General features: G+C 68.7%; 8 protein-coding genes and 1 pseudogene. 1 reads left to right on the top strand and 8 read right to left on the bottom strand.

The annotated features are described in order from the left end of the window. From FXN61_RS41215 to FXN61_RS41200, 4 genes and pseudogenes are all read right to left on the bottom strand, one after another. A pseudogene (locus tag FXN61_RS41215) lies at positions 1-348 on the bottom strand (hypothetical protein); the annotation flags it as partial. Then, complete coding sequence (locus FXN61_RS41210; protein WP_312878400.1) at positions 338-3,178, bottom strand: 2Fe-2S iron-sulfur cluster-binding protein; 2,841 nt, start codon at positions 3,176-3,178, stop codon at positions 338-340. The pseudogene FXN61_RS41215 and the gene FXN61_RS41210, both read right to left, overlap by 11 nt. Beyond that, positions 3,175-3,456 carry a sarcosine oxidase subunit delta gene (locus FXN61_RS41205; RefSeq protein WP_167979291.1) on the bottom strand — a complete coding sequence of 94 codons (282 nt, stop codon included), beginning with the start codon at positions 3,454-3,456 and terminating at the stop codon, positions 3,175-3,177. Before FXN61_RS41205 ends, FXN61_RS41210 begins: the two co-directional genes overlap by 4 nt. 12 nt (positions 3,457-3,468) lie before the next feature. Further along, the gene (locus FXN61_RS41200) at positions 3,469-4,707 is read right to left on the bottom strand and encodes a sarcosine oxidase subunit beta family protein (RefSeq protein WP_167979290.1); all 1,239 of its coding nucleotides are present in this window, start codon (positions 4,705-4,707) and stop codon (positions 3,469-3,471) included. 68 nt (positions 4,708-4,775) lie between these two features. Here FXN61_RS41200 and FXN61_RS41195 point away from each other — a divergent pair, with 68 nt between their 5' ends. Then, on the top strand, positions 4,776-5,435 hold the full coding sequence (locus FXN61_RS41195; protein ID WP_167979289.1) for a GntR family transcriptional regulator: 660 nt from the start codon (positions 4,776-4,778) through the stop codon (positions 5,433-5,435). Here FXN61_RS41195 and FXN61_RS41190 read toward each other — a convergent pair. The 4 genes from FXN61_RS41190 to FXN61_RS41175 form a co-directional block, all read right to left on the bottom strand. Then, positions 5,398-7,092 (bottom strand): BCCT family transporter, encoded by a 1,695-nt coding sequence (locus FXN61_RS41190; protein WP_167979288.1) that lies wholly within the window; start codon positions 7,090-7,092, stop codon positions 5,398-5,400. The two genes, FXN61_RS41195 and FXN61_RS41190, sit on opposite strands and share 38 nt — an antisense overlap. Before the next feature lie 4 nt (positions 7,093-7,096). Then, on the bottom strand, positions 7,097-8,254 hold the full coding sequence (locus FXN61_RS41185) for an aromatic ring-hydroxylating oxygenase subunit alpha (protein ID WP_167979287.1): 1,158 nt from the start codon (positions 8,252-8,254) through the stop codon (positions 7,097-7,099). Next, positions 8,251-10,695 carry a GcvT family protein gene (locus FXN61_RS41180; protein ID WP_167979286.1) on the bottom strand — a complete coding sequence of 815 codons (2,445 nt, stop codon included), beginning with the start codon at positions 10,693-10,695 and terminating at the stop codon, positions 8,251-8,253. The genes FXN61_RS41185 and FXN61_RS41180 overlap by 4 nt, the downstream gene beginning before the upstream one ends. Next, positions 10,692-11,268: zinc-binding dehydrogenase (locus FXN61_RS41175; protein WP_167979285.1), on the bottom strand; the 577-nt coding region annotated here is incomplete at its 5' end. The genes FXN61_RS41180 and FXN61_RS41175, both read right to left, overlap by 4 nt.

Genomic DNA, 11,268 nt, shown 5'->3' with positions numbered 1-11,268 from the left:
CTTGCCCAGGCTCTTGAGCTGCTGCTCGAAGTCGCCGACGTACTTGATCGGCAGACCGGTCGCCTGCAGGGCCTTGTACTGGGCCTTGTCCGCGACCACGAGGAACTCGTCCGGTCCCAGCCACAGCACTTCGACGTCACCGAACCGGCCGGATCCCGCGGTGAAGGTGCAGGGAACCGACGGGAACACGACTCCCAGCGCCGAACCCATCGCCGCGACGGCGTCGGGGTCCGACACGCGCACGGTGAGCTGAGAGCGGTACGGCCGCTCCGACACCGTCAACGCGGGTGCGAGGGCAGCCAGCCGGTCGGTCCAGGCGGCCAGCGGACTGGTCAGGTCAGCCGTCACGACGGGCTCCTTCCTTGTCGTACAGCACGGAATCGGTCACGGTGACGGGCACGAGCGAGTCCTCGACGGGCACGTACAGGGTCTCGCCGATGCGTTCATGTCCCGACCGCACGAGGGCGAGCGCGAACGTGCGGCCCAGTGCCGCGCTCGGGTAGCTGGACGTGACGTGGCCGAGCATCCGCACGGGTGGCTCTGGCAGACGGTCGGTCTCGACGATCTGTGAACCCTCCGGCAGCAGCACGGCCGGATCCACGGGCAAGAGCCCGACCAGCTGCTTGCGGTCCGTGCGGCCGTTCTCAGCGCGGGCGAACGAGCGCTTGCCGATGAAGTCGGGCTTTTTCTTCGACACGGCCCACGACATGCCCAGGTCCTGCGGAGTGACCGTGGCATCGGTCTCCTGGCCGATGATCGGATAGCCCTTCTCCGCCCGCAGCACGTGCATGGTCTCGGTGCCGTACGCCGTGATCCCGTGCGCCGAACCCGCCGCCATGAGCGCCTCCCACACGGCGAGGCCGTGCCAGGCGGTCACGTTGATCTCGTAGGCCAGCTCACCGGAGAAGCTGATGCGGCACACCCGCGCGGGAACGCCCGCCACTACCGTGTCGTGCCACGTCATGAACTCGAACGCCTCGTTGCTGACGTCGAGATCAGGGGCGACAGAGCCGAGCACGTCCCGCGATTTGGGGCCTACCAACGGGATCGTGGCCCAGTGCTCGGTGACCGAGGTGCAGTGCACGTCGAGGTGCGGCCACTCCGTCTGCAGCCACTCCTCCATCCAGTCGAGGATCTTCGCGGCGTTGCCGGTGGTCGTGGTGATCAGGTACCGCTTCTCGCCCACCCTGATCACGGTGCCGTCGTCGATCACCATCCCGTCGACGCCGCACATGACGCCGTAGCGGATCCGGCCGACCTTCAGCGTGCTCATCATGTTGGTGTAGAGCATGTCCAGGAACTTCCCGGCGTCCTCGCCCTGCACGTCGATCTTGCCCAGCGTCGAGCCGTCCATCATCGCGACGCCTTCGCGTGCGGCGCGGCATTCCCGCAGCACGGCCGTGTGCAGGTCCTCGCCGGGCCGCGGGTAGTACCAGGGCCGCTTCCACTGCCCGACGTTCTCGAACAACGCACCGTGCGCGACGTGCCACGGGTGGATCGCCGTGACGCGCACCGGGTCGTGCAGCTCGCCGCGGTCCCGTCCGGCCAGCGCGGCGAACGACACCGAGGTGTAGGGCGGGCGGAACGTCGTGGGCCGCTGGTCCGCGAGCTCGACACCGAGTGCCTCGGCGACGATGCCCGCCGCGATCATGCCGGACGTCTTACCCTGGTCGTGGGCGGTGCCGATGGTCGTGTAGCGCTTGATGTGCTCCAACGACCGCAGTCCGGCGCCGGTGGCCCGCAGGACGTCGGCGACCGTCGAATCCCGTTGCAGATCAACGAAACTGGCGTCCTCGTCACCGGGCACGCGCCAGAGGACGAGACCGGACCGCTGAGTGCACCGCGAGTCGGACACCGGCAGCGGCACCTGACCGCGCGGCGTGAACCCGGCGGAGATCGCAGCCGAAGCACCGGCGTTCCGTCCCTGCCGAACGCACGCCGTCAGGTCCAGTTCACCGGTCGCGGAGCCCGCGACCCGGACCGTCTCCAGCTCCTCGCCCGGCACGAACGCACCCAGTTCGGCTTCGTAGCGCAGCTTTCCGCGGGCCTGGCTGAACAGGCTCACCACCGGGTTCCAGCCACCCGACACCAGCACCGTGTCGCACACGACCGTGTCGCGGTGGCCGGCCACACCGTCGAGCGGGGCCACGTGCGCATCGGTCACGCGACCAGTCCCCTCTGTGCCGCTCACCACGTGTCCCGCACGCACCTCGATGCCGCGTGCCGCGCACTCGGTGGCCAGCCTCAAAGGAGCTTCGTGGCGAGCGTCGACGATCAGCGGAATGTCCACTCCGGACTCCGCGAGGTCGATCGCCGCGCAGTAGGCGCTGTCGTTGGTGGTGAACACGACGGCCCGCGAGCCGGGCAGCACGCCGTAACGGTGCAGGAAAGTACGAGCGGCCGACGCCAGCATGATTCCGGGACGGTCGTTGTTCGCGAACACCACGGGCCGTTCATGGGCACCGGTGGCGAGCACGGTCTGCTTGGTCCTGATCCGCCAGACCCGCTGACGCGCAACAGAAGCCGGTGCCGCGAACCCGAGGTGATCGGTGCGCTTCTGCAGGGCGAGCACGAACCCGTCCTGGTACATGCCGAACGCCGTCGTGCGCTGCAGAACCAGTACACCCGGCGTGCTCTTGAGTTCCGCGACGATGTCGGCGACCCACTCCGCGGACGGCCGGTCGTCGAGGTATTCGTCGACGCCGAGCAACGCACCGCCGGCCTGGTTCTGCTCATCGACCAGGACAACGCGCGCGCCACTGCGGGCAGCGGTCAGGGCGGCGACCAGACCAGCGGGTCCCGCGCCCACGACCAGCACGTCGCAGTGCTCGTGCTTGGCGTCGTAGCGCGCGGGGTCCGGTTCAGCCGCCAACCGTCCCTGGCCCGCGAGACCGCGCGCCACCAGGCCGTCGTAGAGCTCGACGGTGGTAGCGAGCAGCATCGGTTCGGGGAACGGCGCTTCGATCTGGACCAACGACGTCGGGTCCTCGGATCCCGCCGCGACGACGCCTCGCGGCCGGCCGAGCTTCACGCTGGTGCCGACCTCGTGCACGCCGTTGGCGAGCAGGGCCGACGCGAGCGTGTCACCGGGGTGTCCGGTCAGGTTCTGGCCGTTGAAGGTGAAGCGCAGCAGGGTGTTCCGGTCGATCGCGCCACCGGTGGGCTTGCGGAAGTTCACGAGGCCACCTCCGGCATCGGCTCGCCCGCGCGGTAGACGGCGAGCAGGTCGTGGGTGCGGGTGTCGCGCACGGCGTTGAACCACCGCCGGCATCCGGCGCTGTGGCTCCAGCGCTCGGCGAACGGGCCGCTCGGGTTGTCACGGAAGAACACGTACTGCGCCCATTCCTCGTCGGTCAGCGCGGACGGGTCCTCGGGGTACGCGACGTGGGCCTGGCCGCCGTAGTGGAACTCCGCTTCCTCGCGCGGCCCGCACCACGGACACGGGATGAGTTGCATCGTCAGCTCCTACTAGTGGGCCACGGCGGCGGCGCCGTGCTCGTCGACGAGCGCGCCGGTGGTGAAGCGCTCGAGGGTGAACGGCTCGTTGAACGGGTGCGGCTTGTCGTGGGCGATGGTGTGCGCGAAGCAGTCACCGACACCGGGCGTGGCCTTGAACCCGCCGGTCCCCCAGCCGCAGTTGAGGTACAGCCCGCCGACCGGGGTGAGGCCGACGATCGGCGAGGCGTCCGGGCTCACGTCGACGATGCCCGCCCACGTCCGCAACAGGTGGGCACGCGCGAAGACCGGGAACAGCTCCAGCGCCGCCGACATCTGCTGTTCGATGATGTGGAACGAGCCGCGCTGGCCGTAGCCGTTGTAGCTGTCGATCCCGGCGCCCATCACCAGTTCTCCCTTGTGCGCCTGGGAGACGTAGACGTGCACCGCGTTGGACATCACCACGGTCGGGTGCACGGGTTCGAGCAGTTCGGAGACCAGCGCCTGCAACGGGTGCGAGGCGAGTGGGAGCCGCAGGCCGACCATCGCGGCGAGCACCGAGCTGTGGCCCGCAGCGCACAAGGCGACGCGACCGGCGGCGATGCGGCCGCGGGAGGTCTCGACCGCGGTGATTCGGCCTTGAGTCGTCTCAAGACCGGTGACTTCGCAGTTCTGGATCAGGTCGACGCCCATCGCGTGCGCGGCCCGTGCGTAGCCCCAGGCCACGTAATCGTGCTTCGCGATGCCCGCCCGTGGCTGGTAGGTCGCCCCCAGCACCGGATAACGCACGTCCTGCGAGACGTTGACGATCGGGCAGATCTCCTTGACCCCGGCGGGATCCACCCACTCCGCGTCGATGCCGTTGAGCCGGTTGGCGTTGACCCTCCGCACGCTGTCGCGCACGTCCTGCAGGCTGTGGGCCAGGTTCAGCACGCCGCGCTGGTCGAACAGGATCGGGTAGCCGAGGTCTTCCTCGAGCCCTTCCCAGAGCTTCAGCGAGTGCTCGTAGATGCCGGAGCTCTCGTCCCACAGGTAGTTGGACCGGATGATCGTGGTGTTGCGGGCCATGTTGCCGCCGGCCAGCCAGCCCTTTTCCAGCACCGCCACGTTCGTGATGCCGTGGACCTTGGCGAGGTAGTAGGCGGTGGCCAGGCCGTGCCCGCCGCCACCGACGATCACGACGTCGTAGGAGGCCTTCGGTTCCGGGTTCTCCCACAGGAAGTCCGGATGCTCTGGCAGGTGTGCTCCGGGTGGCTGAGCCGGGCTGGTCATTGCGACGCCTCCAGCGAGATCGCCTGGTCGACTACTGGTATATCAGTCTGTGCAGTACCGTAGGTCACATGAACACTCGGGTCAACGACGAGCCCGCGGCCTCCTCGATGACGGAGCAGGCGTACGCCGTGCTGCGCGATCGCCTGGTGATGCTGGAGATCAAGCCGGGCGAACCGATCAACGAGGAGAGACTGCGCACCGAGCTCGGCGTCGGCCGCACCCCGATCCGCGAGGCGTTGAAACGGCTGGAGCAAGAACGGCTCGTCGTCGCCTACCCGCGCCGCGGCACGTTCGCCACCGACGTGAACATCTCCGACCTCTCGCACATCTCCGAGGTCCGCAGGACCCTGGAGCCGCTCGCCGCGTCCGCCGCGGCCGAGAGGGCCACGGCGGACGACAGGGCCGCCCTGACCGAGCTGCGGTCCCAGCTGGAGACCGCCGCCCGGCCGGGCGACAACACCGCACTGCTCCGCGACGACGTCGGTGTGCACCGCGCGATCTACCGGTGCGTGCACAACCCGTTCCTCGAGAACACCCTGATCTCCTACGACAACCTGGCCACGCGCATCTGGTGCGTGTTCCTGCCACGACTGTCCGGAATGGCCGGTCACGTCGACGAGCACGTGCCACTCCTGACCGCCATCATCGAGCGCGACGGCAAGAAGGCGGGCGAGCTCGCGGCGCAGCACGTCATCGGGTTTGAGCGGGCGATTCGGGCGTTGATATGACCTGACCGTTGCCGCCTGCCTTGACAGGCGCGGTCTGGAGACGGAAGTCGCCGTCGTACTCCTCGTTGCCCGCGGCCACTGCCTGCTCGACGATCTCGGCGCAGTGCTTCTCACGCAGGACCATCGGGTCGCTGCGCAGGTCCTTGGCCAGCGCCACGCACAGCACGACCATGACGAGCGCGAACGGTGCCGCGGCGATGATCGTGAGGTTCTGCAGGCCGGTCAGCGCTGTCGCGCCGCCACCACCGACCAGCAGCATCACCGCTGCCACACCACCCGTGGCCACGCCCCAGAACACCACCAGCCTGCGATGCGGTTCGATGGCGCCGCGCTGCGACAGCGTGCCCATCACCAGTGACGCGGCGTCGGCACCGGAGACGAAGAAGATCGCCACGAGGACCATCACGACCACACCGGCGACCGCCGCCAGCGGGAACTGGTCGAGCACGCCGAACAGCTGCGACTCGGGGTTGGCCGCTCCGGCCAGGTCCGTGCCACCGCGCTGCACCGTGATCGCCGTGCCGCCCATGATCGTGAACCAGATCAGGCTCACCACGGACGGGACGAGGATGACCCCGCTGACGAACTGCTTGATCGTCCGGCCGCGGCTGATGCGGGCGATGAACATCCCGACGAACGGGGTCCACGAGATCCACCACGCCCAGTAGAAGATCGTCCACGACGACAGCCAGCTCTCCATCGCCTCGCCACCGGAGGCGCCGGAACGGGAGATCATCTCGCCCATCTCGCGGAAGTAGTCACCGATCGCCGCGGGCACCAGGTTGAGGATGAGGATCGTCGGCCCGACGACGAACACGAAGACCGCCAGCACGGTCGCGAGGACCATGTTGATGTTCGACAGCCACTGGATTCCCTTGGCCACACCGGAAACAGCCGAGGCGACGAACGCGACGGTCAGCACGGCGATGACACCGATGAGCACGCCGACGCCGGGGTTCTCCGACACGAAACCGCCCGCCTTCAACCCGCTGCCGATCTGCAGCGCACCGAGGCCGAGCGACGCGGCGGACCCGAACAGGGTCGCGAAGATCGCCAGGATGTCGATCAGCCGGCCGAGCGGTCCCTCCGACACGCGGGAACCGAACAGCGGGGCGAACGCGGCGCTGATGAGTTGCTTGCGCCCGCGGCGGAACGTGCCGTAGGCGATCGCGAGTCCCACGACCGCGTAGATCGACCAGGGGTGGATCGCCCAGTGGAACAACGAGGTCGCCATCGCGGTCTCGACCGCCGCGTCCGTGCCGCCCTCCACGGTGCCGGGTGGTGGCTTCACGAAGTGGGACAACGGCTCCGCGACGCCGTAGAACATCAGCCCGATGCCCATGCCCGCGCTGAACATCATCGCGACCCACGAGACGGTCCGGAACTCCGGCCGTTCGCCGTCCTTGCCGAGCGGGATCCTCCCGTAGCGGCTGAAGGCCAGCCACACGGCGAAGAGCACGAAGCCGGTGGCGGCAGTGAGGAACGCCCAGCCGGTGTAGCGGATCAGCCAGCCGAGCACCGCCGAGGAGACGCTGCCGAGGCTTGCGGTGCCGAACACGCCCCAGGCGAGGAACGCCGTGGCGACGGCCGCGGACAGGACGAACACTAACCGATCCGTGCCTGTCTTCGTGGTGGGAAGGGATTTCAGTTCGGGCATGGCGTTACCACCTCTTGGTTGGTGTGGCTTGCTCGTTGTTCCCCCTGGTCAGCGTTTCCTGGACCCACTGGTGGAACTCTCCGATGTGGTGCTCGGAGGGAACCAGCACACCCCCGTCGCGGTACGCCCTCGACGACATCGCGGGCTGGCACCGTTCACACGCGTCGAAGTCCTGCTCGTTGACGCGGTGGAAGAGCTCGACAGACCGCGAGACGTCCTTCCCGGTCGCGACGACGTCCTTGGCGTAGAGCCAGTCGCACTCGACGATCGTGCGGTCGGCGGCCATCGGGAACATCCGGTGCACGATCACGTGGTCGGGCACGAGGTTGATGAAGACCTGCGGCCGCACCGTGATCGCGTAGTACCGGCGGTCCTGGTCGGAGTCCACTCCGGACAGACGGTCGAAGCCCTCGCTGCCGTCGATGGTGAAGCCCTTGATCTCGTCACCGAACACCGCGCCGTGACCGACGTAGTACTGCGCCGCGTACCCGTCCGCGAACTCGGGCAGCACCTCGGTGAGCTCGGGGTGGATCGTCGCGCAGTGGTAGCACTCCATGAAGTTCTCGATGATGAGCTTCCAGTTGGCCTTGACGTCGTAGGTGATCCGCCTGCCCAGGTCGAGCTCGCTCACCTGGTAGTTGCCGATGGCGTCGAGGTTGCCGAGCCGCTCCCTGACATCTCGCTGGACGGTCTCCTCGAACGACGGCGGGTCCGCAGCGAGACAGAGCCACGCGTAGCCGAGCCACTCGCGGAGGTGGACGGGCTTCAGCCCGTACTCGGTGCGGTCGACGTCCGGCATCGAGGTCAGGTTCGGCGCGGCCACCAGCTTGCCGTCGAGCCCGTAGGTCCAGGCGTGGTACGGGCACTGGAAGTTGCGCTTCACCGTGCCGGTCTCCTCGACGCACAGCCGTGCGCCGCGGTGCCGGCAGATGTTGAGGAACGCGCGCAGCGATCCGTCCCTGGACCGGGTGACGAGCACGCTCTCGCGTCCGATCTGGACGGTCCTGAAGTTGCCGGCGTCCGGCAGATCGGCGCTGCGGACCGCGCAGAACCACATCTGCTCGAAGATCTTCTCCTGCTCGAGCTCGAAGACCGCCGGGTCGGTGTAGGTGTGGCCGGGCAGGGTCGGGATGAGGCTCGACGGCAGTTCGGTGTGGGTCATGACCGGATCCGCTTCATCTCGGGGTCGAACAGCGGTTCCACCGCCACGACCGCTTGGACACGCTCGCCGAAGTACTCGATCTCGACCTGAGTTCCGGGCACAGCAACGGAAGCCGGCAACCAGGCGTAGGCGATGTTCTTGCCGATCGAGTACCCGCGCGCCGCACTGGTGACGTACCCGACCGGCACCCCGCCGGCGAACACCGGCTCGGAGCCCATGACGACCTGGTGGGCGTCGTCGATCGTCAGGCAGGTGAGCTTGCGCGTGACCGTGTCCTCGGAACGGCCCTCCAAAGCCTTGCGGCCGTGGAAGTAGCCCTTGTTCATGCGGACCGCGAAGCCCAGCCCCGCTTCGAACGGGTCGTGCTCGGCGGTGACGTCGGCACCCCACGAGCGGTAGCCCTTTTCCAACCGCATGCTGGTGAAGGCGCTGCGGCCGGCGGCGATGACGCCGTGTTCCTGACCGGCCTCCCACAGCGTGTCCCACAGGCGGCGGCCCAGGTCGGCCGTGGTGTAGAGCTCCCAACCCAGCTCACCGACGTAAGACAGGCGCATCGCGGTGACCGGCACGTCACCGATGAAGACCTCCTTCGCCTTGAAGTAGCCCATGGCCTCGTGGGAGAAGTCCTCGCGCGTCAACGGTTGCAGGAGCTTCCTGGCGGCAGGTCCCCACAGGCCGATGCAGCACGTGCCAGGGGTGATGTCGGCGATGTGCACGCCGCCGTTCGGTGGCAGGTGCCTGCGCAGCCAGTCGAGGTCGAGCGGGCCGTTCGCTCCGACCTGGAAGCGGTTCTCGCCGAGCCGGGCGATCGTGAGGTCGCTGCGGACTCCCCCGTCCTCGTTGAGCAGCAACGTGTAGACGACCGCCCCCGGCTTGCGGTCGAGCTGATTGGTGGTCATGGTCTGCAGGAACGTCAACGCCTCGGGGCCGCTGACCTCCAGGCGCTTCAACGGGGTCATGTCGAACATCGCGACCCGCTTGCGGGCGACGAGCGCCTCGGCGCCGGCGATCGGCGACCAGAACCGCGACGACCACTCGTTGCGCCCCGGGATCTCCGCCACCTCGGGCAGGTCCGCGTTGGCCTCGTACCAGTGCGGCCGCTCCCAGCCGGAGGCCTCCAGGAACACCGCTCCGAGTTCCTTCTGGCGCTCGTGGAACGGGCTGGTGCGCAACGGCCGTGGCCGCTCGGCGGGCTGCAACGGGTGCAGGATGTCGTAGACCTCGACGAAGCTCTGACAGCTGCGTTCGCGCACGTAGCCGGGCGAGCGCTGCACGTCCTCGAACCGGTTGAGGTCGCAGCCGTGCAGGTCGACGGTCGGCTGGCCGTCGATCATCCACTCGGCCATCGCCTTCGCGACTCCGGCGGAGTGCGTGATCCACACGGCTTCTGCCACCCAGAAGCCGTCGAGGCCGGGGTGCTCGCCGAGCAACGGGTTGCCGTCCGGTGTGAAGGAGAACAGGCCGTTCACGCCCTCCTCGACCTTGGCGTCGCCGAGAACCGGCAGCAGGTCGACGGCGGCGTCCCAGGACGTCTCGAAGTCCTCGGGGGTGAACGCGATCTCCGACGGCATGGTCGGGGCCACGCCGGGATCGAGGATGTCGTCCGCCGAGATCGGCATCGGCCGGTGGCCGTACGCGCCGATGCCGATGCGGTCGACGTGCTCGCGGAAGTAGAGGTCGGCGTCCTGGTGGCGCAACAACGGCTTGGACATCTCGGACAGGTCGTCGTTGACGCCCTTGAGCACCGGCAACGGGGTGGTCTTCGCGTACTGGTGCGCCATGGGGACCAGCGGGATGTCGAGGTCGACCATCCGCCCGATCCGCGGGCCCCACATGCCGACGCAGGACACGACGATGTCGGCGGCGAACGTGTCGTGCTCGGTGACGACGGCCCGCACGCGGCGGCCGGTGCGTTCGATGCCCGTGACCTTGTGGTGCGCCAGGAACTTCGCTCCCCGCTCCATCGCGCGCCTGGCCTGCGCCTCGGCCGCGCGCAACGGCTTGGCGAGGCCGTCGGTCGGGATGTGGAAGCCACCGAGGATCTTGTCCGGGTCGAGCAACGGGTGCAGCTCGGCGCACTCCCCGGGGTCGCGCAGGAAACTCTCCACGCCCCACGACGTCGCCCAGCCTTGCCGGCGCTTGAGGTCCGTCCAGCGTTCCGGGGTGGTGGCGACCTCGAGCCCGCCGAGCTGTTGGAAGCACCACTTGCCGTCCAGCGTCAGCGCTGTGTACTTCTCCACGGTGTACTTGGCGAACGAGGTCATCGTTCTGCAGCCGGTGGTCTGGAAGACCAGGCCCGGTGCGTGCGAGCTCGACCCGCCCGTCGCGAACAGCGGGCCCTGTTCGAGGACGGTGACGTCGGTCCACCCGCGCGCGGTCAGCTCGTCGGCCAGCGCGCACCCGACGATGCCGGCTCCGATGAGCACGACGCGGGGGCTCACAGGACGACCACCGAACGCAGCACGCGGCCGTGGTGCATGTCGTCGAACGCGCGCTCGACGTCTTCGAGTCCGATCGTCTCCGTCACGAACGCGCCGAGGTCCAGCCTGCCCTGCAGGTAGAGGTCGATGAGCATCGGGAAGTCCCTGCTGGGCAGGCAGTCTCCGTACCAGGAGGACTTCACCGCGCCGCCGCGGGAGAACACGTCGATCAACGGCAGTTCGAGCGTCATGTCCGGGGTCGGCACCCCCACCAGCACGGTGGTGCCGGCGTGGTCGCGCGCGTAGAAGGCCTGGCGGAACGTCTCGGGGCGGCCGACCGCGTCGATCACGACGTCGGCGCCGTTGCCGTCGGTGAGCTCGCGGATCGCCTCCACGACGTCCTGTTCGCGGGCGTCGACGGTGTGCGTGGCCCCGAACCGTTCCGCCCAGTCCAGCTTGGCGGGGTCGAGGTCGACGGCGATGATCGTGCGCGCTCCCGCGAGCCGGGCGCCGGCGATGGCCGCGTCACCGACACCTCCGCAGCCGAGCACCGCCACGCTGTCGCCACGGCCGACCGCGCCGGTGTTGATCGCG

Source organism: Lentzea indica (genome assembly GCF_012184385.1).
Taxonomy (GTDB): Bacteria; Actinomycetota; Actinomycetes; order Mycobacteriales; family Pseudonocardiaceae; genus Lentzea; species Lentzea indica.
The sequence above is the reverse complement of the archived record's forward strand: the minus strand, read 5'-3'. Positions and strand labels throughout refer to the sequence as shown.

What these genes read in the sequence shown, in the direction of transcription:
- FXN61_RS41205 (WP_167979291.1), bottom strand. Translation starts at nt 3,456, where the DNA reads ATGCAACTCATCCCGTGTCCGTGGTGCGGGCCGCGCGAGGAAGCGGAG.
- FXN61_RS41200 (WP_167979290.1), bottom strand. Translation starts at nt 4,707, where the DNA reads ATGACCAGCCCGGCTCAGCCACCCGGAGCACACCTGCCAGAGCATCCG.
- FXN61_RS41195 (WP_167979289.1), top strand. Translation starts at nt 4,776, where the DNA reads ATGAACACTCGGGTCAACGACGAGCCCGCGGCCTCCTCGATGACGGAG.
- FXN61_RS41190 (WP_167979288.1), bottom strand. Translation starts at nt 7,092, where the DNA reads ATGCCCGAACTGAAATCCCTTCCCACCACGAAGACAGGCACGGATCGG.
- FXN61_RS41185 (WP_167979287.1), bottom strand. Translation starts at nt 8,254, where the DNA reads ATGACCCACACCGAACTGCCGTCGAGCCTCATCCCGACCCTGCCCGGC.